At 58.0% G+C, this 22,793-nt stretch carries 16 protein-coding genes; 5 read left to right on the forward strand and 11 right to left on the reverse strand.

The window, feature by feature from the left end; translation table 11 throughout:
- Nucleotides 1-234 precede the first annotated feature (234 nt).
- Nucleotides 235-882: an HTH-type transcriptional repressor FabR gene (gene fabR / locus HLUCCO03_RS10685; RefSeq protein WP_051603876.1), complete on the forward strand. Its 648-nt coding sequence runs from the start codon at nt 235-237 to the stop codon at nt 880-882.
- Between the two features lie 123 nt (nt 883-1,005).
- Here fabR and HLUCCO03_RS10690 read toward each other — a convergent pair whose 3' ends face one another.
- From HLUCCO03_RS10690 to tadA, 4 genes are read right to left on the reverse strand one after another with little or no spacing between them, the layout of a single operon-like run.
- On the reverse strand, nt 1,006-1,440 hold the full coding sequence (locus HLUCCO03_RS10690; RefSeq protein WP_027832282.1) for an HIT domain-containing protein: 435 nt from the start codon (nt 1,438-1,440) through the stop codon (nt 1,006-1,008).
- Nucleotide 1,441: 1 nt separating this feature from the next.
- Complete coding sequence (locus tag HLUCCO03_RS10695; protein ID WP_027832283.1) at nt 1,442-2,785, reverse strand: UDP-glucose/GDP-mannose dehydrogenase family protein; 1,344 nt, start codon at nt 2,783-2,785, stop codon at nt 1,442-1,444.
- Nucleotides 2,786-2,837: 52 nt separating this feature from the next.
- Nucleotides 2,838-3,821, reverse strand: coding sequence for a UDP-glucose 4-epimerase GalE (gene galE / locus HLUCCO03_RS10700; RefSeq protein WP_027832284.1), 984 nt, complete (start codon nt 3,819-3,821; stop codon nt 2,838-2,840).
- Nucleotides 3,822-3,830: 9 nt separating this feature from the next.
- On the reverse strand, nt 3,831-4,343 hold the full coding sequence (tadA, locus tag HLUCCO03_RS10705; RefSeq protein WP_036198142.1) for a tRNA adenosine(34) deaminase TadA: 513 nt from the start codon (nt 4,341-4,343) through the stop codon (nt 3,831-3,833).
- Nucleotides 4,344-4,536: 193 nt separating this feature from the next.
- On the opposite strand from tadA, the gene HLUCCO03_RS10710 reads away from it, so the two are divergent.
- From HLUCCO03_RS10710 to HLUCCO03_RS10720, 3 genes are all read left to right on the forward strand, one after another.
- Nucleotides 4,537-4,878 carry a phasin family protein gene (locus tag HLUCCO03_RS10710; protein ID WP_027832286.1) on the forward strand — a complete coding sequence of 114 codons (342 nt, stop codon included), beginning with the start codon at nt 4,537-4,539 and terminating at the stop codon, nt 4,876-4,878.
- 9 nt (nt 4,879-4,887) lie between these two features.
- Nucleotides 4,888-6,690, forward strand: a complete 1,803-nt coding sequence (locus HLUCCO03_RS10715) for a class I poly(R)-hydroxyalkanoic acid synthase (RefSeq protein ID WP_027832287.1) — start codon at nt 4,888-4,890, stop codon at nt 6,688-6,690.
- Between the two features lie 266 nt (nt 6,691-6,956).
- A complete protein-coding gene (locus HLUCCO03_RS10720) occupies nt 6,957-7,406 on the forward strand; it encodes an Hsp20/alpha crystallin family protein (protein WP_027832288.1) in 450 nt (149 codons plus the stop codon).
- A 286-nt stretch (nt 7,407-7,692) separates the two neighbouring features.
- Here HLUCCO03_RS10720 and glgB read toward each other — a convergent pair whose 3' ends face one another.
- The 7 genes from glgB to HLUCCO03_RS10755 form a co-directional block, all read right to left on the reverse strand.
- Entirely contained in the window at nt 7,693-9,879 is a 2,187-nt protein-coding gene (gene glgB / locus HLUCCO03_RS10725) for a 1,4-alpha-glucan branching protein GlgB (protein ID WP_051603877.1), read from the reverse strand.
- A 33-nt stretch (nt 9,880-9,912) separates the two neighbouring features.
- Nucleotides 9,913-12,576: a cation-transporting P-type ATPase gene (locus HLUCCO03_RS10730; RefSeq protein ID WP_027832290.1), complete on the reverse strand. Its 2,664-nt coding sequence runs from the start codon at nt 12,574-12,576 to the stop codon at nt 9,913-9,915.
- A gap of 76 nt (nt 12,577-12,652) precedes the next feature.
- Nucleotides 12,653-15,064, reverse strand: coding sequence for a phosphoenolpyruvate synthase (gene ppsA, locus HLUCCO03_RS10735; RefSeq protein WP_027832291.1), 2,412 nt, complete (start codon nt 15,062-15,064; stop codon nt 12,653-12,655).
- A gap of 24 nt (nt 15,065-15,088) precedes the next feature.
- Nucleotides 15,089-17,509 carry a glycosyl hydrolase family 65 protein gene (locus tag HLUCCO03_RS10740; protein WP_155939956.1) on the reverse strand — a complete coding sequence of 807 codons (2,421 nt, stop codon included), beginning with the start codon at nt 17,507-17,509 and terminating at the stop codon, nt 15,089-15,091.
- Nucleotides 17,506-19,140: a trehalose-phosphatase gene (otsB, locus tag HLUCCO03_RS10745; protein ID WP_155939958.1), complete on the reverse strand. Its 1,635-nt coding sequence runs from the start codon at nt 19,138-19,140 to the stop codon at nt 17,506-17,508. Before otsB ends, HLUCCO03_RS10740 begins: the two co-directional genes overlap by 4 nt.
- 44 nt (nt 19,141-19,184) lie before the next feature.
- Nucleotides 19,185-20,099 carry a non-homologous end-joining DNA ligase gene (gene ligD, locus HLUCCO03_RS10750; RefSeq protein ID WP_027832292.1) on the reverse strand — a complete coding sequence of 305 codons (915 nt, stop codon included), beginning with the start codon at nt 20,097-20,099 and terminating at the stop codon, nt 19,185-19,187.
- Between the two features lie 31 nt (nt 20,100-20,130).
- A complete protein-coding gene (locus HLUCCO03_RS10755; protein ID WP_292016689.1) occupies nt 20,131-20,724 on the reverse strand; it encodes a DNA polymerase ligase N-terminal domain-containing protein in 594 nt (197 codons plus the stop codon).
- A 145-nt stretch (nt 20,725-20,869) separates the two neighbouring features.
- Between HLUCCO03_RS10755 and ligA the strand changes: the two genes are divergently transcribed.
- Nucleotides 20,870-22,696 carry an NAD-dependent DNA ligase LigA gene (gene ligA, locus HLUCCO03_RS10760; RefSeq protein ID WP_051603878.1) on the forward strand — a complete coding sequence of 609 codons (1,827 nt, stop codon included), beginning with the start codon at nt 20,870-20,872 and terminating at the stop codon, nt 22,694-22,696.
- The last annotated feature ends 97 nt before the right edge of the window (nt 22,697-22,793 follow it).

The raw sequence follows: 22,793 nt of genomic DNA on the forward strand, positions 1-22,793 counted from the left end.
ATACATCCCTGTACGCTCGGGCTCCGCCATCCATGGCTCCGCACGGTTTCGGAAAGCCATCCCCACCTGCTCTGTCAGACCAAGTCATAGCCGCAAAAATTAACTGGCGAGGATACTGGATAAGCCGCACATTATAAACACAATAGGCGTGAAAATCAGGCTTCCGTTACAGCGGGTGACGCTAAATCCTTTGACCGCTAGAATGGTGCGATTTACCAGCTTCCGGAGCCACCCTTGTCAGCACGCGCAGAACAGAAACTTCGAACCCGCCGCGCCCTTATGGATGCCGCCCTCGCCCAACTGAGCGCGGACCGTGGCTTTGGCAGCCTGAGCCTGCGGGAAGTGGCGCGGGAGGCTGGTATCGCGCCCACCTCCTTCTACCGGCACTTTTCCGAACTGGATGAGCTGGGGCTGGCACTGGTGGACGAAGGCGGCGTGGCGCTACGGCAGCTGATGCGTCAGGCCCGCAAGCGGATTGCGAGGAATGGCAGCGCCATCAGCACCTCAGTCGATACCTTCATGGAGTACCTGGGCAACAACTCCAACCTGTTCCGCCTGATGCTCAGGGAGAGTACCGGCGTGTCGAAATCCTTCCGTACCGCCATCAAGGCTGAAATCGATCACTTTGTGACCGAACTGGCAGCAGACCTGGCTCGGATTGCCGAAGAACAGAACAAACCCCTCTCCGACCCGAAACTGGTGGCAGAGGCCATGGTTACTCTGGTGTTCAACCAGGGCGCCGAAGCCCTGGATGCCACCCCAAAGGAACGGGACGAGCTCAAGGTGAGACTTAAAACGGAACTCAGAATGGTCCTGGTGGGCTCGCGGACCCTCAGCAGGCACGCGCTGGGCAAGGAAACGACTTCCCGACGCAAGGGATAGAAACTTTCTGGAACCTTATTGATTCCCGACCCGTCAGAGAACCGGGATAGAGCCTATCCTCCATTGTTGTTTCGTTGCCCTACCAGGGCGACCCTCCAGCCCGCCAATTGGCGGGCTTTTTTATCAGGGCTTCTGCAGGCTATCCAGGAGCGGAGCCAGCCGGCTCTTCAGCTCTGCCAGTTCAGCCTCGCCATAATGCCTGGGAGGAAGCTTTCCCCACACCGGCCCCGGCCACGCCGGATCACCTTCAAAACGCACGATATGATGCAGGTGAAGCTGCGGCACCATGTTGCCCAGCGCGGCCACATTCAGCTTGTCGCCGCCAAACAGTTCCATCATGCCCTTGCCAAGCACGGAGGACTCGGCCAGCAACTGTTGTTGCTGTTCCCGCGCCAGCTCATAGATCTCCCGCACACCCGCAATCCGGGGTACCAGGAGAATCCAGGGCCAGTTGCTGTCGTTCATCAGCCGCACTTCACACAGCCCGCTGCGGCCGAGGCTGACAGTGTCTGCCTCAAGGCGCTCATGTAGCACGAAAGACTTATCCGGCCCGCTCATATCAACCTCCGTGGAACTGGTTCCGGCCACGGCCTATGGCGTAGTAGATCATGCCGTGGCGTTCCAGCATTTCCGGTTCGTACAGGTTGCGACCGTCAAATACTGCCGGTTCCCTGAGGGCTGCTGCGATGGCCGCAAAGTCCGGCGACCGGAATTCCTTCCACTCGGTGCAGATGGTCAGCACATCCGCACCTTTCAGCGCCTGTTCCTTGGTACCACACAGTGTCAGCCCCGGCTGATCTCCATAGATACGCTGGGTTTCCTCCATGGCTTCCGGGTCAAAAGCCTGCACGGTGGCACCGGCGTTCCAGAGATCCTGCATCAGGGTGCGGGAGGCGGCTTCACGCATATCGTCTGTGTTCGGCTTGAAGGCGAGCCCCCAGAGCGCGATGACCTTGCCTTTCAGGTCGCCATTGAAATAGTGGCTGATCTTGTCGAACAGCACATGCTTCTGGGCATTGTTGACGGCTTCGACCGCGTTCAGAAGGCGGGAGTCGTATTCACAGTCCCTGGCCGTGCGGGCCAGCGCCTGAACATCTTTCGGGAAACAGGACCCGCCGTAACCACAGCCGGGATAGATAAAGTGGTAACCAATGCGGGGATCAGAACCGATACCTCGACGTACGTTCTCAATGTCCGCACCCAGGCGCTCCGCCAGATTGGCAATTTCGTTCATGAAGCTGATCTTGGTGGCCAACATGGAGTTGGCGGCGTACTTGGTCAGCTCTGCAGAGCGGATATCCATGAAGATCATCCGGTCATGGCTGCGGTTGAACGGGTAGTAAACCTCGTGCAACAGTTCCATGGCCCGCTCGCTGTCGGTGCCAACGATAATACGGTCCGGTTTCATGAAGTCGTTTATGGCAGCGCCTTCCTTCAGGAATTCCGGATTGGAAACCACGTCGAATTCCAGCTCCAGACCGCGCTTGTCGAGTTGTGAGCGCACGGCATCCCTGACCTTGTCTCCGGTACCAACCGGCACCGTGGACTTGTCCACAACAACTTTGTAGTCGTCCATATACTGGCCAATGGATTTGGCCACGGCTGTTACATACTGCAGGTCGGCGGAACCGTCCTCATCCGGCGGTGTGCCCACGGCTATGAACTGCAGCACGCCATGAGCAACGGCTTCTTCGGTGTCCGTGGTGAATGCCAGTCGTCCAGCTTCGACAGTATGCCTGACGATGGATTCGAGCCCCGGCTCATAGATGGGGATCTGGCCGTTCTTGAGTTTTTCGATCTTGCCCTGATCCACGTCCATGCACAGCACATGATGGCCCACATCGGCCAGGCAAGCGCCTGTCACAAGTCCCACGTAACCGGTACCAAAAATAGTAATCTTCATCCGTTAAAACCCTGATGTCTGCAATTCGTTTTTAGTGCCAGGAAGGATTGTCTCAACCCTGTTTTTCCTGCCAGATCTTTTCCCAGGCCAGCGCCGTGCCCACGATGGTATCCAGGTCATCGTAGTCCGGCTGCCAGCCAAGAACGTTTTTGATTCGCGTGTTGTCGGCCATGAGCGCAGCCGGATCCCCTGCCCGCCGGCCGGTTTCCTGCACGGAAAAATCCTTGCCCGATTTACGCTTCACCACGTCGATCACTTCCCGTACGGTAAAGCCCCGCCCATAACCGCAATTGAGTACCCGGGACTCACCGCCGTCTGCCATGTAATCCAGCGCCATCACGTGGGCCTTGGCCAGGTCCTCCACGTGGATGTAGTCGCGGATGCAGGTGCCGTCACGGGTGTCGTAGTCGGTGCCGAACACGCTCATGCCATCCCGCTTGCCCGTCACGCATTCGCATGCCACCTTGATCAGGTGGGTTGCCTCCGGCGTTGCCTGCCCCAGCAATCCATCGGGGTTGGCCCCGGCCACGTTGAAGTAGCGCAGGATCACATAATTCAGCGACGACGCGGCAGCCAGGTCCATGATCATCCGCTCGCTCATCATCTTGGATGCGCCATAGGGGTTGATCGGGGCCAGGGGCAGATCTTCCGTCAGCACCGTTTCTTCCGGCATGCCATAAACCGCGGCAGTGGACGAGAACACCATGTAGGGAACCCGGTGCTGCTCAACCGCTTTCAGCAGGTTCAGCGTGTTACGGGTATTGTTGCTGTAATACTTGAGGGGATTTTCAACCGACTCCGGCACCACGATATTGGCCGCAAAATGCAAAACCGCGTCGAAACGATGCCCGCTGAAGAGGTCCGCAATAGCCTGCTCGTCAGCCAGGTCGCCCACAACCAACTCACCGCAGGTGACCGCCCAGCGATACCCGGTGGACAGGTTGTCGAAAACAATAATGTCGTGCCCGGCTTCGCCGAGCTGCCTGACAACGTGGCTGCCTATGTACCCGGCTCCGCCGGTGACCAGTACTTTCATTGTCTGTCGTCACTCCTTCCCTGAAATTGATTGTTTCCGGCGCCGGATCTGTGCCCGGCGCGCGGAGAAGAACTCGCTGATTACCCGGCTGCACTGGTGCGCAAGGATGCCACTGTGACATTCAACACGCCAGTTCAGATGGTCCTCGTCCAGCGTCCGCCGGGTGGATGCCACGGCCCCGGCCTTTGGCTCGGCTGCGCCATACACCAGTCGGCTGACCCGGCTATGAACAATAGCGCCAACGCACATGGTGCAAGGCTCAAGGGTGACGTAAAGCGTGGCACCCGGCAACCGGTAATTCCCGACCCGCTTTGCCGCATCCCGCAGGGCCCGGATTTCAGCATGGGCAGTCGGGTCGCAGCTGCTGATCGGCGCATTGAAGCCGGCACCAATCTCCTTGCCATCGAGGACGACCACCGCCCCCACAGGCACCTCACCCGCCCCGGCTGCCTGCTCCGCCAGTTGCAGGGCGCGGCTCATCCAGGCCTCGTCGTCTTCGCAGCTCCCATGCGTCAGTACCATCAAAATTACCACGTCAGTGTTTCAAAGGGCGCCAGTTTATCACGCCTCCTGCGTTTCCAAAGGCCACCGCAAAAAACAAACTCCCTCCGAAAACAGGGCAGCCGTTCTTCAGGTTGATGCTTGTCAACATTACGTCATGAATCCTGCTGCAAAATAGAAGTTCAAATTCCCTGTATGCAAAGGAGATGTATCAATGAGCAATGACCTGTTTGAAAAAGCCACCCGCCTTAACGAAACCCTCTTCGAGCAGTTCAACAAGGCAGCGGAAATGCAGATGAACGCGTTTCGCCGCTACGCCGACGTTACCATGGAACAGGCGAAAAAGGTGTCCGAAGTGCGGGACCTGGAAGGACTGAAGGCCGTTACCGGGGACCAGGCAGAAACCCTGAAATCCCTTAGCGAACAGTTCACCGCCGACTGGAAAGCCTGGCAGGATTACTTCAACGAAACCCGCGAGGAGGTCCAGAAGGTTTTCGAGAAGGCCCCCGAGGCAAAGGAAGAAACGGCAAAACCCGGCCCGAAGGCCACCAAGTAGGGATTGTTTATGTTGGGTATGGATACGCTGGGGAAAACCGTCAGCCAGCTGGTGAATCAGTTTGAAACCAATGTCCGGCAGGGCCAGCAGAACCTGGAGAAATGGCTTGGGGAGACCGGCGTCATGGATGACGCCAAACTCTCCACCCTGTCCGAGATGTCCGACGCTTATCGGGCCATGGCAGAGGATCTCCTGCTGCACCCGATCAGGTTTGCGAGCGCCGAACTGGGCCTTGCCCGCAAACACCTGGCGCTGGGTGGCTACACCCTTGCCCAGTTAACCGGCAGGGACAGTAACCCGCCCGCGCAACCAGACCCGGATGACCGGCGTTTCCAGGCGGAAGACTGGCACAGGTACCTGCCTTTCGATGTACTCCACCAGGCTTACCTGATCAACTCCCGGGCATTTCTGGACTGGGTCGGCAACATGGAAGGCCTGCCACCGGCCGGCCGTGACCAGATGCTGTTCTACGCCCGGCAACTGACCAGTGCGCTGTCACCCTCGAACTTTCCCGCCTCCAATCCGGAAGTTCTCAGGATTACCTGGGAGCGCAAGGGCATGAACCTGATTGACGGTACCCGGCAGTTGCTTGAAGACGTGCGGCAGAATCCGTCGCTGTTCAATGTCGGCATGACGGACCGCTCGGCATTTGAAATCGGCCGCAACCTGGCCACCACGCCGGGAAAAGTGGTTTACCAGAATGAACTGATGCAGCTGATCCAGTACTCACCGTCCACGGAAACGGTCAGTCAGCGCCCTCTTCTGATTGTCCCGCCCTGGATCAACAAGTTCTACATACTGGATCTGACGGCACAGAAATCGTTTATCCAGTGGCTCGTTGACCAGGGCCAGACGGTCTTTATCATTTCCTGGCGCAACCCCGGGCCTGAGCTCCGGGACAAGGGTTGGGAAGATTACATGCAGCTGGGCCCGCTGGCTGCCATGGACGCAATCACCGAAGCCACCGGTGAAGAGCGGATGAATGTGATCGGCTACTGCATCGGCGGCACCCTGCTGGGGTCTACCCTGGCCTGGCTGAAGAAGAAACAGCGCAATCCGGTGGTCAGCGCTACCTACCTGACCACCCTGCTGGATTTTTCGGACCCCGGCGGCATCGGCGTGTTCATCAACGATCACTCCATTCAGGGCATTGAGCGGATGCTGGAACGCAAGGGCTACCTTGATGGGCGCGCCATGGCGTTTACCTTCAACCTCCTGCGGGAAAACGAGCTGTTCTGGTCCTTCTGGACCAATAATTACCTGAAGGGTGAAAAGCCGGCCGCCTTCGACATACTTTACTGGAACACCGATGGCACCAACCTGCCAGCGAAGATGCACAGCTTCTATCTTCGTGAAATGTACCTGAACAACCGTCTGGTTCAGCCGGACTCCCTGACCCTGGCCGGGGAATCCATCAACCTGTCAGAGATTGAGGTGCCTTCGTTCTTCCTGTCGGCCCGGCAGGATCACATCGCCAAATGGAAAACCACCTATAAAGGTGCGCTGGCCCACGGAGGTGATGTGCGGTTTGTATTGTCCGGCTCCGGCCACATTGCGGGGGTAATCAACCCGCCCTACAAGGAAAAGTACGGCTTCTGGACCAACGACAGGATGCCGCCGGACGCTGAAGACTGGCTGGCGGATTCCGAGCAGCACCCGGGATCCTGGTGGCCACACTGGCTGGAATGGATTGCCCCGTACTCCGGTGAGCAGGTGCCGGCCCGCATACCGGGTGAGGGCAAATTGCCAGTAATCGAGGATGCTCCAGGGAGCTACGTGAAGGTCAAAGCGGCTGAAGCCGCCGCCAGCTAGAATTCCCAGGGATGGGGCATACCAGGCTTCACAACAGATATCCGGATAGAAATTTGCTTTTGGCTGCGTTATTGACTGTCGTCAACAGTTATCCAGAGGCGTTCGATAGGCTTGAACAGGAAGGTCGCACTGACCAGACATGCGAAGCTGACGGTCGAGAGTGGCGAGAAAGTAGTGGATACAATGGATCTCGACCTGACCGCAGACAGCCAACATGGTAAAGGCGTCCTTTCAAATCAAACATAGCCACTATTGGAGCCAAAAGCATGAGAAACCTGATCAAGAGAGACAAGCCGTCCCTGCCCACCTTTCAACAGGAAATGGAGCGCTTTTTTAACGAACGCCTGTGGCCATTCTCTCTGGACGACAGGGAGCACGCCGGTGTCGCCCAATGGGCACCGGCTGTGGATGTCAAAGAAGACAAAGACCGTTTCGTGGTCACTGCAGACGTTCCCGGTGTCGATCCCAAGGACATCGAAGTGAATCTGGAAAACGGGGTACTCACAATACGCGGGGAGCGCGAAGAGGAAAAAGAAGATGACGACAAGGGCTGGCACCGGGTAGAACGATTCACCGGCAGCTTTTTCCGCCGCTTTGACCTGCCCGGCGCAGCTGATGCCTCGCAGGTGACAGCAAAATCCGACAAGGGCGTTCTGAAAATTGAAATCCCCCGGTCAGAGAAGTCGCAAAATTCTCGCATCGAGGTCAAAGGCTGAAGAGAACGCCCTTCAGGATCAAGCATATTGCGGAGGTAGACCTCATGATAAGGTCAACGCTGTCACAGGAGTCTTATAAAAATCCCTCGAATCTGATCGTTGTTCAGTGCCCGGATTGCCATGAATTATCGATGATATCGAGACTGAACCTGGCCGCTGGCGAGCAGGTTCGCTGCAACCATTGCAAAACATTTTCCCCTATCGAGGAGTACAAAGGGTACCCACCCGCCAAGTCCGGATAAGTACCGCCCGGGTCCGGGCTGGCCCCTCAGGCTTACCGGAGGGGTTATGCCCGGCACTCCCACTCGAGTATCACTCCACCCAGAGGCGGCACATCCAGGGCCAGTGAGCAGGGCTGGTTCATCCAGGGTTGTTGTTCCGCTTCCAGGCCCTGGCCGTTACCCATATCGCTGCCGCCATAGAATCGCGAATCGGAATTGAACAGCTCATGGTAGTGGCCCGGCCCCGGCACGCCGACCCGATAGCCATAGCGGGGCACCGGCGTAAAGTTGAGCACGATGATCAGAGAACGGTCGTCATCAATGCGGCGGTAACAGAGCAGTGACTGAGCCGCATCATGGCAATCAATCCACTCAAATCCCTGGCGCTGGAAATCATACCTGTGCAGTTCAGTACGCTGCGTGTAGAGCCGGTTCAGATCCGCCACCACCGCCAGCAAACCGGCATGCTCCGGATAGTCCAGAAGCCCCCAGTCCAGGGCGGCGTTGTGATCCCACTCCTGATTGACACCGAACTCATCCCCCATGAAAAGCAGCTTTTTGCCGGGAAACGTGTACATGCAGGTGTAGAGCAGTCGCAGATTGGCAAACTGCTGCCAGCGGTCACCCGGCATCTTGCTCAGCAAAGAGCGTTTGCCATGCACTACCTCATCGTGAGACAGAGGCAGGATGAAGTTCTCGTCAAAGGCGTAATACAGCGCAAAGGTAATGGCGTCGTGGTGATAATGACGATGGACAGGCTCCTTCTCGATATAGGAAAGGGTGTCATTCATCCAGCCCATATTCCACTTCATGCTGAAGCCCAGCCCCCCGACCCAGACCGGCCGGGTTACCTGTGGCCAGGCGGTGGACTCCTCGGCGATGGTGACAGTGCCGGGACATTCCCGGTGGGTGACGGTATTGAGCTCCCGGAGAAACTGTATTGCCTCCAGGTTTTCATTACTGCCGTAGCGGTTAGGCAGCCAGTCGTCCTCCCGGCCGTAATCCAGGTAAATCATGGAGGCCACCGCATCCACCCGCAATCCGTCGAAGTGAAACTGCTCCAGCCAATAGAGAGCACTGGATATCAGAAAGGAGCGCACTTCATTGCGCCCATAGTTGAATACCAGAGTGCCCCATTCCTTGTGCTCGCCTAACCGGGCGTCGTGATGCTCGTACAAGGCTGTGCCGTCGAAAAGCGCCAGCGCCTGGTCGTCCTTCGGGAAGTGGCCCGGCACCCAGTCCACATAGACCCCGATGCCTTGCCGGTGCAGGCAATCCACCAGGTAGCGCAAGTCGTCCTCGTTACCGTGACGGCGAGTGGCGGCAAAATACCCGGTGCTCTGGTAACCCCAGGACCCCTCGAATGGGAATTCGGTGACCGGCATTAACTGCACATGGGTGAAACCTGTGCGTTTCAGATGAATCAGCAGGCGCTCCACCAGCTCGCGATAACCCAGCAGTTCACCGGTATCGCCCCGCTGCCAGGAGCCCAGATGGAGTTCGTAGATGGCAATGGGTGCCTGCTGCCAGTCCGGCCTCCGGTCCGGCCAGCCGTCATCGCCCCATTGATAGCTGGAGGGCCCGACCACGATGGAGGCTGGATGCGGTGGCGCTTCGAATTCCCGGGCAAAGGGATCTGCGCGCAGAAAAACCGTGCCGCTCTCACCGTGACGGATTTCGTACTTGTACAGGGCCCCGGGGCCGACACCGGGAATAAACAGCTCCCACACACCACTGCCCCCGAGGCAACTCATGGGATGGCGACGGCCATCCCATGCATTGAAGTCACCGACAACGCTGACCCGCTCGGCATTGGGCGCCCACACCGCAAAACGGGTACCCTCAACCCCCTCCCTGGCGTAGGGATGAGCGCCCAGCATCTGCCACGCCCGGTGATGGCGGCCCTCGCTGAAGCTCTGCAGGGCGGCTTCATCGATATCCGGTGCAAAGGCATAGGCGTCCTGGTGGCTGTGCTCTCCTCCGTGTTCATCCCGGTAGCGTACTGAATAGGGGTGAGGCAAGTCGTTCGCATCGCCGGCCCACGTAAACAGACCGCAGCCCTCATTTTTCATGGCGGCACCTGTTTCCTCTAACCAGGCAGTTACCGCCTGGGGCAGCCACACCCTTACAACTGCCGTGCCATCCCGGAAATGGGGCCCCAGAATTTTGTGAGGTGCATGGTGGCGTGCGTCTCGCAAGTAGAGCAGGTCATCGCTGGTCGGTTCAACTTGCTTTATTGAGGGAAAATTCATGGCAACAGATCGCTCTTGTGAATGGCTGAAATATCACTTCTGCACATAACGTTTTGCTGCCACCTGGATTGCAATCTGGCCGACCAGAAGCGGAACCAGGCTGCCGGCCAGCACCAGTAGCCAGTGCGAAATGGACGTGAGTGGTACCAGCCCCAGCAGCCCGCTCAACGGAGGAAAGTAAAGTGCGATCAATAGCAGAATGATGCAGATCACGATCGCTCCCCAGACGAACCGGCTAGTGACCACATTGTTATGCAGCCAATGGCTTTCAGGTGAACGCATGTTGAACACATGCCAGAGCCTCGCCATACCGTACGTCAAAAAGGCCACGGTCACGGCACCCTCATAGTCCATGTCAAAAACCGACCGGGCGATAGCGAACGTTGCCAGAACAGACGCCCCCATGGTGGCGCCAAAGCCCAGGATCGCCAGCCAACCACTGCGGGTCAGGACTGGTTCCGATGGGTCGCGGGGTTGCCTCTGCATCACCACTGGCTCGTCATCGCCCACACCCAGCGCCAGCGCAGGAAACACGTCCAGCAGCATGTTCAGGAACAGGATCTGCAACGGCAGCAGTGGCAGAGGCCATCCGGCCAGCACGGCGCCGGAGACAAGCAGAATCTGGCCAAGATTCCCGGACAAAAGAAAGATAATAAACTTGCGGATATTGTCGAAGATTGTCCGTCCCTGGCGGACGGCCATCACAATGGTCTCGAATGCATCGTCATGGAGGACTATGTCGCTTGCCTCGCGAGCAACCTCTGTGCCTCGCTTGCCCATGGCAATACCGATATCCGCCTTTTTCAGTGCCGGCGCGTCATTGACCCCGTCACCTGTCATGCCCACGATTTCCCCGGCTTTCTGAAAAGCCTCCACCAGGGTCAGCTTTTGCTCCGGATTGACCCGGGCGAAGATCTCGGTTTCCCTGATTCGTTCAATATCTTCAGGATCAAGGTCCACACCTTCGAGAACGTCCTTTTCCTGGTCCACCATACCGACTTCCCGCGCGACGTTCAGCCCGGTGGCAGCATGGTCGCCAGTGGCCATCACGATGCGGATACCCGCTTCTCTGCATGCCCTGATGGCATCCGCCACGGCAACCCGGGGAGGGTCATACAGCCCTGCCAGCCCAAGCATTACCAACTCTTCGTATGCTTCGGAGTCAACGTCCGTCATGGATTTCTCAGCCAGAGCCAGCACCCGCAGACCGTCCGCGGCCAATGTTTCATTCCGTTGCTGCCACTGGTCGCGCGCATCGTCATCAAGGCCCTCGTCCGAATCGCAGTTGCGGTACCGGGTCGCCGCTGCCAGAACAGCCTCCGGCGCACCTTTGACCGCTGCCAGATAATCGCTGCCGTCACGGTGAATAGTGGCCATCATCTTGGTATCCGGATCGAAGCTCACCTCGCGCTCCTCCGGCCAGGTCTCAAGAAGCTCCTTCCGATCCAGTCCTGCCAGTGCACCGGCATCCAGTAACGCAACCTCCATCGGATCACCCGAGCCTTCCTCGTCGTTCTCTCCACGCTCCGAGTTGTTGCACAGAACCATGGTGCGGAGGGCCGCCTTCAGATCAGGTCGCTCTTCCGGATCAACCGGGGAATCATCCGCAAGGAAAGCATCGTCCTGGTTCGAGACATGAATATCACCGCCAGCCAGCGCTATGCGGTTCAGTACCATGCGGTTTTCGGTGAGTGTGCCGGTCTTGTCGGTGATGATCACCGTCGTCGCGCCCAGGGTTTCCACGGCGGAGAGCCGCTTGACCAATGCGCCGCGTCTGGCCATACGCCACATGCCACGTCCCAGTGACAGCGTGGCGACAACAGGCAGGCCCTCCGGTACGGCAGCGATCGCCAGGACGATGGCAGTTTCGACCATCAGACCGACCTCCTGGCCGGCAATAATTCCGGATGCGGCCACCACCAGGCCGACGATAATAACCAGGTAGATCAATCGCTTGCCAAGATTTTCGAGCCTGCGCTCGAGAGGGGCGGCATCTTTGTCCGCGCCTTCAACCAGGGCAGCGATCCGACCGATCTCGGTGTCCTGCCCCGTGCAGACCACCACGCCTTCGGCCGTACCGCGGGTCACGGCGGTACCCTTGAAAGCCATATTCACACGGTCAGCAAGAGGCGCTTCTCGATCTTCCAGGGCTTCAGTCGTTTTGGAGACTGGCTCGGATTCGCCAGTAAGAGCAGCTTCATTGCACTGCAGGTTTTCGACCGATGCGAGGCGCAGGTCCGCTGGCACGACCATGCCCTCGCCGAGAATCACAACATCACCCGGCACCAACTGACCAGCAGGCAGCTCCTGTTCCTTGCCTTCCCGGCGTACCCTAGCGGTGGTCTGTCCCAGACGCCGCAATGCATCCATCGACCGCGTCGCGGCGTACTCTGTTCCGAAACCAATGGCCCCATTGATCAGAATGGCCACTGCAATGGCCATGGCTTCGATGAACTCCCCGAAAGCCGCTGCTATGGCCGAGGCCACCACCAGCAGGATGATGACCAGACTTCTGAATTGGTCAAACAGGATGCGCCAGGTCGATTTGCGCCGGCTGGCTTCGAGGCGGTTGGGACCGAACTGTGCCAGTCTTTTATCCGATTCCTTTTGGCTCAGGCCCTGTTCCGGGTCTACCGCCCAGTGGTCAAGCACCTCTTCGATGCCCTGAAGAAAAGATTGGTTCGTCGGCTCTTCCATGCATGCTCCCATCGCGTAGTCCAGACCGGGCTCTTCAGTCGATCTGTGTCTTTGTAAACGACTATCTTGAATACTCTCATGAAGAATGACTGGGCAGACCTGTGTCAGGTCGTTCTTCCGCCTCTGCAACCTGCTGTTTCACTGCCAGGAAACTGTCGGGCGTCACCGAAATCGAGTTGATTCCTTGGCCCACCAGAAAACCGGCGAATGCCGGATGGTCGCTGGGGGCCTGACCACAGAATCCAACGGGCGTTCCTGACCGTTGCGCCTTTTCCAGAAGATCGGCGATTGCAATTTTCACCGCCTCGTCCTGTTCGTCGAACAGGGCCTTGAGCCGGTCGCTGTCGCGGTCAATGCCCAGTACCAGCTGGGTGAGGTCGTTGGAGCCGATGGAGAAACCATCGAAGCGTTCGGCAAATTCCCGGGCACGAAGGACATTGGCCGGGAGTTCAGCCATCACATAAATATCGAGGCCATACTGTCCCCTCACAAGACCTTCCTCGGCCAACACGGCGAGCACCTTGTCCGCTTCGGCGGGGGAGCGACAAAATGGAATCATGATGGCGATATTGTCCATCCCGATCTGTTCACGGGCGCGCCGCACCGCACGGCACTCCAGGGCAAAACCCTCGCGGTAACCCTCATCGTAATAGCGTGAGGCGCCGCGCCAGCCGAGCATCGGGTTTTCCTCCTTCGGCTCGAATGCCGCACCGCCGATCAGCCGGGCGTATTCATTGGTTTTGAAATCGCTCATGCGCACGATAACCGGATGCGGGTGGTGCGCGGCTGCGATCCGGGCCATGCCCCGCGCCAGGGTGTCGACAAAATAGTCGGACTTGTCCTCATAACCCAGGGTCAATTCATCAATCCGGCGCCGGGCCTGCTTGTCTTCAAGCGTCTTATAATGCACCAGTGCCATCGGGTGAATCTTAATCATGTTGCCGATGATGAACTCCATCCGCGCCAGCCCCACACCATCCGTGGGCAAGCGCCACCAGCGGTAGGCAGAGGATGGATTCGCAAGGTTGACCATAACCCGGGTGCGGGTTTCAGGAATGTCGTCGAGATTGAGTTCGCGTTCCTCAAAGGCCAGTTTACCCTCGTAAACCACTCCCTCATCGCCCTCGGCACAGGAAACCGTGACAACCTGTCCGTCCTTGAGATTTGCCATGGCGTTGCCGGCGCCCACCAATGCGGTGAGGCCCAGTTCGCGGCTGACGATGGCTGCGTGGCTGGTACGACCACCGTGATCGGTAACGATAGCAGACGCCCGCTTCATGATGGGCACCCAGTCGGGATCGGTCATTCCGGTGACCAGCACCGCGCCTTCCTCGAAGCGGTCTATCTCCTCAGGGCTGTCGAGCTGTTGCACCTTGCCGGTCGCGATGGAGTCGCCAATGGCCAGGCCGGTCACCAGGCGTTTTCCTTCTTCCATCATCTGGTAGGACCTGAGGGTGGCGGCCTCTTTGCGGGATTGTATGGTTTCGGGCCGGGCCTGCACGATATACAGCTCGCCTGTTTCACCATCTTTCGCCCACTCCATATCCATGGGCTGCCCGTAGTGTTCCTCGATGGCCCTGGCCCAGCGCGCCAGCTGCAGGACTTCATCATCATCAAGGACAAAGCTGGCGCGCTCCTGTTTGCTGGTCGCCACCAGTTTTGTCGGGGACTTGCCTGTGCCATAAATCATTTTCTGGCCTTTTCCCCCCAGCGTCTTTTCGACGATAGGGCGCACACCGGCCTGTTCCAGCAATGGCTTGAAGACATGGAACTCGTCCGGCTCAACCATCCCCTGCACCACGGTTTCACCCAGCCCCCAGGCGCCGGTGATCAGGATGATATCGGGGAATCCGGTTTCCGTGTCGATAGAGAACATGACTCCAGAAGCAGAGAGGTCTGACCGGACCATCTGCTGGACTCCCGCCGACAGGGCCACCTGCATGTGGTCGAAGCCGTTGTTTTCGCGATAGGCAATGGCGCGATTGGTAAACAATGAGGCAAAGCAGCGTTTTACGGCGTCGAGCAGTGCTTCCTCACCGCGAATGTTAAGGAAGGTCTCCAGCTGTCCGGCAAAACTCGCTTCCGGCAAATCCTCGGCGGTTGCGGAACTGCGCACGGCTACGTCGGGTTCATCCCGCTCCAGGTGGGCGGAAAGGTCACGATAATGCTGACACAGGCTTTCGGCCAGCGGACCGGGGAATTTCCCCCTAAGAATCATTTTACGAACCGAATCACCCACCGCTTCAAGGTTGCTGTGGTCTTTCTTCAGGCCCGCCATTGCCTCTGTCAGCTTCTCACGGAGCTCATTGTGGTCAATAAACAGCCAGTAGGCAGCTGCTGAAGTGGCAAATCCCGAGGGCACTTTCACCCCCGAGGCCTGCAACCGACTGACCATTTCTCCGAGTGAGGCATTCTTGCCACCCACTTTATCGCCATCGCTGCGCCCGAGGTCTGCGAACCATAAAGCGAGGGTCTGTTCATCTGACATGGCGTTGACTCCTTCGTGGACTGTTCAGTGTTTGATCAGCCGGAACTGGTAATGTGAGCCGGGGCTGACCGCATGAAACAGGCCCCGGTATGCAATGGTGACAGGATCTGCTGTCAACTGGCGGCTGCTGACCCGAAGTCGGTCTTTGGTTACCTCGAGGTCCAGCTTCTGTCTTCTGTACCACAGGCATGTTTTCAACCGGTGGATCTCGTCCGGCAAGGTGGGATTCAGAAACAGCACATCCCCCTGGACTTCAAGGCCCAGATAGCAGCGCTGAATCAGATCAACGGTACCGGCCATCGCCCCCAGATGGATGCCTTCCGGTGTCGTGCCCCCCTGGATATCGCTGATGTCGCTGTCCAGTGCGTTCTGAAACAGTTGCCATGAATGCTGTCGGTCGCTTCGCGCCAGCACCCACGAGTGCAGGACCCAGCTCAGGGTCGAGCCATGGGAGGTTCTGTGGAGATAATAATCCACGTTTCTCGGAATGGTATGGGGGTCAAACGGATAGCCAAGCTGTTCGAAAATTTGCTTCAGCTCTTCCGCTGTGAACAGATAGAACAGCATCAGGACATCGGCCTGTTTCGAGGCCTTGTAGCGATTGGTGTCATCACCTTCCGCCTCAAGAATGCGGTCAAGCCGGTGGATATCGCCGTATTTTTTCCGGGCGCCATTCCAGTCGAACTCTTCCAGGTCTTCATAGCCTTCAAACTGACTGATAATCCCCTCTTCGTTGAGAGGAACAAACAGTTTGCGGCTGACGTCATGCCAGCGTTCAACTTCCTCGCCGGTGATACCCAGTTCTTCACAAAGCTGACGCGCACGGTCCGGTGGCAGAATTTCCAGTACCTGACAGGCGCGAGTGAGCACCCAGGCCGCCATCACATTGGTGTAGGCATTATTATCCAGGCCACCCTCTGTGGAAGGGTCTGCGCCAGGATAGGCGGTGTGGTACTCATCCGGGCCCATGACCCGGCAAATGTCGTAGCGACCCCGCTGTGCATTCCAGGAGACGATGCCGGCCCAGAAACGGGCGATCTCCAGCAGCATTTCGGCGCCGTATTCCTCCATGAATTCACAATCGCCACTCACTTCATAGTAGTGCCAGAGATTGTAAACAATGGCGGAATTGACATGCCGCTGGCGGTTGCTGTTATCCGGAATCCATCGCCCCGATTCCGGATTCAGGTGCAGAACCTGGCTTTCTTCCCGTCCGCTGCTCCCGCTCTGCCACGGGAACATCGCACCACTGAACCCGGCTTCCCGGGCCAGGCTTCTCGCAGCAGGTAATCGGCGATAGCGATATTGCAAAAGCGCGCGGCAACGGGCGGGGGCATGGGCGACAATAAGAGGAAATATGAACAGTTCATCCCACATGATGTGAGCACGGTAGGCCTCACCGTTCCAGCCCCGGGGGGGCACACCGACATCCAGATCATTGGTGTGGCGCGTTACGGTCTGCAACAGGTGAAAAACATGGAGGCGCAGTTTCATCGAGAGGTCGACGCCACCGTCGCTATCGATCTCCAGCTCAAACAATTCCCACAGGTGCTGCCAGGCATTCTCATGACTGGCAAGGAGTGCATCGAAATCACCGGCCGGAGGAAGCTTTTCCTTTGCCGCAAGCAGTGGCTCGGAGATGCCCCGATCCCGGGAGGTAAACAGGGAGGCAATCTTCTCCACCCTGGTGGTATCTCCCGGCGCGACATCCACCGAGACCTCCTGTGCAACCAGGCCCTTGCAAACGTCCGCAGCATGATCCGGGTGAATGACTCTGCCGTTATGATAAAGGCGGGTTCGCGCGGCCTGCGCTATCTCGATCCGGGATTGCACGGTCCGGCTTCTCAGCCAGATGATCTCATTCCCCATCGCCCCCGCATCCAGAGGCTCGAGATGACGTCCTCTCAGACTTTGATAGCGTGCCACGCCCATATTGGTGACCGTTCCGTCCAGGCCGGAACGCACGGTCAGGCAGCCTGACCAGTTTTCCGCAGTAATGGTTACCTCCAGGCCAGCAAGGTGTGCGTCCACCATGCTGACAAAACGCCGCTCCTCGACTCTTGTGATACGGTCCTGGTCATCGCAAAATCGCAATGTGCGGCTCAGCACTCCCCGACGAAGATCGAGCACTTGCCGATAATCCATGAAGGTCAACTGGTCCGGGTTCAGCCAGGGCCCGTCGTCCACGCGAATCATCAGCACAAGCCAGTTGGGAATGTTGACCAGATCCTCATTCTCGATCTCACGGCCTTCAATTTCGGTGGTAAGCCGGTTGTAGCCTCCGGCGAGATAGGACCCCGGATAATGGAACTTGCCGGCGGTGACATCCGGGGCCGCGCCGCGGGTGCAAAAGTAACCATTGCCAAGCGCGCATAATGTCTCGCGCAGCCCCTCATGCTGCGGCTCATAGCCCTCGTACTCAAGCAGCCAGCCCTTGTCGCTCATGCGTTACCTCCGGTTGCAGTGATCATGGACAGCCACTTCAGGAAATCCGCCACCTCATCGGTGTCCTCCAGCGCGTAATGGGCAATGGTTTGCCGTTCGCTGTCGTCGCGCACCACTATTCCGATGCCCCCACAGCCCCCTTCTTCCTGCCTGAGGACACGGAACGCGTCTTCATCCGTAGTATCGTCACCAATATAGATCGGCACCACATCGGGACCTTTCTCATGGCCGAATCGTTCCAGTAGCCACAACAGGGCCTGTCCTTTGTTCCAGTCGGTACGGGGCTTCACATCAAACACTTTCTTGCCGGAGGATTTGCGCAGGCGGGGGTGATCGGAAAGTACCCGGTCCACGACTTTCTCCACTGCAGGCACACGATTGTCTGCTACCTGTCGGTAATGAACAGCGATGGAGAATTTTTTGCGCTCCACAGAGGCGCCGTCGATATCAGCGAGTTCTTTCATCAAGCTGGCTTCGGCGGAATCCAGATCAGGGAGGAATGCCTTTCCCTGCTGAAGCTCTTCATGCCAGCCCTCGGGCCCGGCGATATCGAATCCGTGACTACCCGCATAAAAGATCTGATCCAGGCCTACAAGCCCGCGAACATTTTCCAGGTCGCGTCCGCTGATAACAGCCACTGTGCACGTCTGAGCGAGTTGGTCGATAACAGTCCGCATTTCCCCGCTCAGTTCGGCCTTGCGATAGTCTTCGACGATCGGGGTCAGGGTGCCGTCATAATCCAGGAACAGGGCGACATGCTTGCCCTGCAAGCGTTCTTTCACGTCCTTGCGGGCTTTCCACAATGAGGGAATGTCGTGCAGGGGCGCAGCATATACACTGCGTCTCTGGTGTTCCAGAAGTTCACCCAGTGTGTCGGTTACGACATGCGCTCCACTGGTTTGTAACGCCTGACTGTGGCTCGACTCTCCACGGCTGACCCCCACAACCAGTGCAAAACCGCCACCGGCGGCGGCTTCCACGCCCGCCACTGCGTCCTCAATAACAACCGCCCGTTCAGGTCGAACCCCAAGGCGGGACGCAGCTTGCAGAAAGATGGCGGGATCAGGCTTGCCCGGCAGGTTTTGCTCGGCCATGTCGATGCCATCCACCTTGACCGCAAACAAATCCGAGATTCCCGCATTGGCAAGCACGGCTTCGCAGTTTCTGCTGGCGGAAATAACCGCAGCGCTGATACCGGCCTCGTTCAGGCTTTGCAGCATCTCCAGGGCATCGGGAAAGATATCCACCCTATGGCTTTCAAGCCATTCGCGGAAATACCGGTTCTTGCGATTGCCAAGACCGCAGACTGTTTCCCGGTCAGGGGCGTCGTAAGGATCGCCCCACGGCAATCGGATATGCCTGGATTCCAGGAAATCCCGCACGCCGTCATACCGGGGCTTGCCGTCCAGGTATTCACTGTAATCCTCGTGACTGAATGGTGCCAGACCGGACTGTCGTGCCGCCCCATACTCTTTCAGGTAGTCATCGAACAGTTGCTTCCACGCGGCTTCATGAGCACGACGGGTGTCCGTAATGACCCCATCGAGATCGAATATCACCGCATCAATCTTCGCCGGATCCAGCGGAACCAGAGAGGGTCTTGCAGAACAGGTACCTGCGTGTCCATTCATTTTATAACCTTATTACTCAGACCTTTCTCAGCATTGCTGTCACCTCACATCGTATCGGCACAAGCAATTCGGCGTTCTGCGCGATCAAGACCCTGTGCGTATCGGGCAAGATCTGCCCAGGGATCATCCGTCTGCCCCAGGCGCCTCAATATATTGCCCATGTGGTATTTACGGGGCGTCAGATTCCCGCAACCCACCTCATCCCATTTCAGCGGTGTCGCAATCGGAGCACCCTGGAGTGCGCGAACGGCATAGGGTGCAACCGCGGTCTGGCCATAACCGTTGCGCAAATCATCGAGAAAAACCCGTGTACCACGCATGTTCCTGCGCTGTTCAATAGTCATTAAATCGGCATGCTGTTCTGCAAGTTTGCGGCAAACGCGATGACTGAAGGCGCGTACCTGCTGGAAATCGGCTTTTCGGTCCAATGGAACCAGAACGTGAAGGCCACGGGAACCGGTGGTCTGCACGAATGAAACCAGGCCCAGACGGTCCAGCAGCGTCTTGAGGTGAGTGGCAGTGGTGCGGACCTTGCCAAAGTCATCGTCAGAAGGGTCAAGGTCAAAAATCATCCGGTCGGGGTGGTTGTGTCGGTCCGTCCGGGAAAGGGCAAGGTGGGGAGTGATGCAGGCCTGATCGGCCAGATAGACGAGAGTGGCGGTATTGTTGGCCACCACGGAGGTCACCTCACCGCCCTCTTTGGGCAGAGTGGCGCGATCGATCCAATCGGGAAAGTAGTCAGCAATATGCTTCTGGAAAAAGCCACGCTCGCCGATGCCATCGGGATAGCGGTGCATGGTCAAAGCGCGCTTGCGGTAATGGGGAAGTGCCACGTCCGCGATCTTCAGGTAGTACTTCGCCAGTTCGAGCTTGCTGATGTTCGGAGACTTGAACATCAGCTTTTCAGGATTGCCGATCGCAATATCAAGTCCACCCGCTTTCAATACAGCATCCGTCATTTTCAAGCCTCCCGGCAACTCGCGCCTCACGCTATGAGGCGGCGTCCTCATCTGCATTCGTCGCGATCTGCCTGATCGTGCGCCCGGTGAGCACCGACTTCGGCTCGGTGGAAACCGGGTTGCGACGAGCATCGGCGTATTGGTCATCCATCTTGACCAACAGCCAGCGTGCATCAGCGCCGGAACCGGTGCGTTGCAATGCGTAGCCGCCCTTTAGTTTTTTCCCGAACAGTTGGATCAAGACATGACCCGCCGCTAATGCCTCGTCGATTGGCTGTATCTCGCCGTCCTTTTCGGTGATGTTGCGGTAACAACCGCAGTCCCAGACGAGAACAGTCCCTGCACCGTATTTACCTTCGGGAATCACGCCTTCGAAATCAGCGTATTCCAGCGCATGGTCCTCGGTAGGAATCATGAGGCGCTTTTTACCAGGATCAGTGGAGGGGCCTTTGGGAACAGCCCAACTCTTGAGCACGTTGCCCACCTCAATGCGAAAATCGTAATGCACAGTGGAAGCATCGTGCTTTTGAACCACGAACCGTGGGCGCTTTGCCGGACCGCTGCTACGCGACCTGCGGAGCTCGCCGGAGTGGTCGAACGTGTTTTTTGCGGTCGGTACTTTCATTGACATAAATCCCAACAACTCACGCTTTTGGCCAGATTATGTCAATACACTACTCTCGGCGAATCCGCCTTCAGTTGATCCCGGTCAAGTCCGTCCCCGGGCATTTATTCGATAAACAAGGTCCATGGTGGGGAGATTGAGCAGGATGGACTTCAGGAGCAAGCCGGACACGAACTTCCGGAATATTGATGATCTGACCGAGAAGGAAGCCGCGGAGGAGGCGCGTGCCCTGCGTGATGGAATCAATTATCACGACCACCTGTACTACGTGAAAAACGCACCAAAGATATCGGATGCCGTCTATGACCAATTGTTTCAGCGCCTTGAGGATCTGGAGGCCGCTTTTCCCGACCTGAAAACCGAAGATTCGCCGACAGTCCGCATCGGCGCCGAGCCGGTGAGCAAACTGACCAAGATTCGGCATGCGGCACCGCTGCTTAGCCTGCAGGCGACCCTGGAGTGCAAGGCCGTCGAGTCCTTTCTGAGAACCGCACGCGACAAGTCGGGAACAACATCCGTCCGCTACTGCCTGGAGCCGAAGTTTGACGGGTTGTCGGTCGAGGTCGTCTACCACGATGGAAGGTTCAAGCATGGCAGCACGCGCGGCGATGGCATGGTGGGCGAGGACATTTCCCACAATCTGAAGACCATACGTTCTCTGCCACTTTGCCTGCAGGAGGCTGACGGGGCATCCGGCAGGGTAGCGGTCCGCGCCGAGGTTTACATGTCCAGGGAAGGATTCGTTGCACTGAACCGACAACGAGTGGAGCGGGGTCAGGATACCTTTGCCAACCCCCGCAATGCTGCGGCCGGAATGATGCGGCAGCTGGAATCGCGTAACGTCGCCGGCAAGCCCTTCGATATTGTTTTCTACGAGATACTGGCAGCCGACAGCCAGCTCCCCCCCACCCACTGCGAAGTCCTGGATCAGTTGTCTCGCTGGGGGCTGAGGGTCAGCCCCCTGAACGACTCTGGCAGCTCTCTGGAGGACATTCGGGCCTTTCATCAGGATCTGGCCAAGCGCCGGGACGTCCTCGATTACGAGATCGACGGGATTGTCGTCAAGGTCGACGATCATGGCCTGCGCGACGAGCTGGGTAACCGGCACCGCAACCCACGCTGGGCTATCGCGTGGAAGTTTGAGCCGTGCGAGGAAGTCACTACAGTCGCGGACATTGTCGTCCAGGTCGGGCGCACGGGCATACTGACACCTGTCGCGCTGCTGCAGCCGGTGGACGTCGGTGGCGTCACGGTCAGCCGTGCAACCCTGCATAACGCCAACGAGGTACGGCGCAAGGATATCCGGGTCGGTGATTGCGTCCGTGTGATACGCGCCGGTGACGTCATCCCGGAAATCGAAAAGCGCATCGGGCAAAAGGGCAGCAAGCGCGCGGCACCCTTCTCCATGCCCCGTCGCTGCCCAGCATGCGGTTCGAAGGTCCAGCGCAAAGGCGCCTATTACCTGTGCAACGCAGGCCTTTCCTGCCCCGCACAGTTAGTCACCCGTCTGCAGCACTTCGCTTCCCGCGATGCAATGGATATCAAACATCTTGGTGAACACACCGCGGCCCAGTTGGTAGAGCGGGGCCTGGTGCACGATCTTGCCGATCTTTATGGCCTCACCGTTGAGGACCTTGAGTCTCTGGACGGGTTCGCGGAGCGGTCGGCGAAACAGCTTCATGATGCCATCCAGGGGGCTAAAAAGCCGCCACTGGACCGATTTCTCTATGCCCTCGGCATTCGTCACGTGGGGCAACGTGTGGCACGTCAGTTGGCCAATGAATACGGTGCCCTGGAAAGCCTGGCCGCAGCCGGACAGCAAGACATCGGGAATATTCCGGATATCGGCAAGGAGACGGCAGAGTCGGTGGCGGACTTCTTCGCCGACCACCAGAATCGTGATGTCCTCAACCGTCTTTACAAGGCGGGAATGGATGTGCAGCCCATGCCCGGTAAGCACAGACAACCCTAGAAATTCAGCGCATGTTGAGGACAACATTCAGCGGCAAGTTGATGCTCATCAACTTCACCGTGCGGATTACTGCCACGCTTGATAGTGCATCGCTCAA

The organism is Marinobacter sp. HL-58 (assembly GCF_001314605.1).
GTDB lineage: Bacteria > Pseudomonadota > Gammaproteobacteria > Pseudomonadales > Oleiphilaceae > Marinobacter.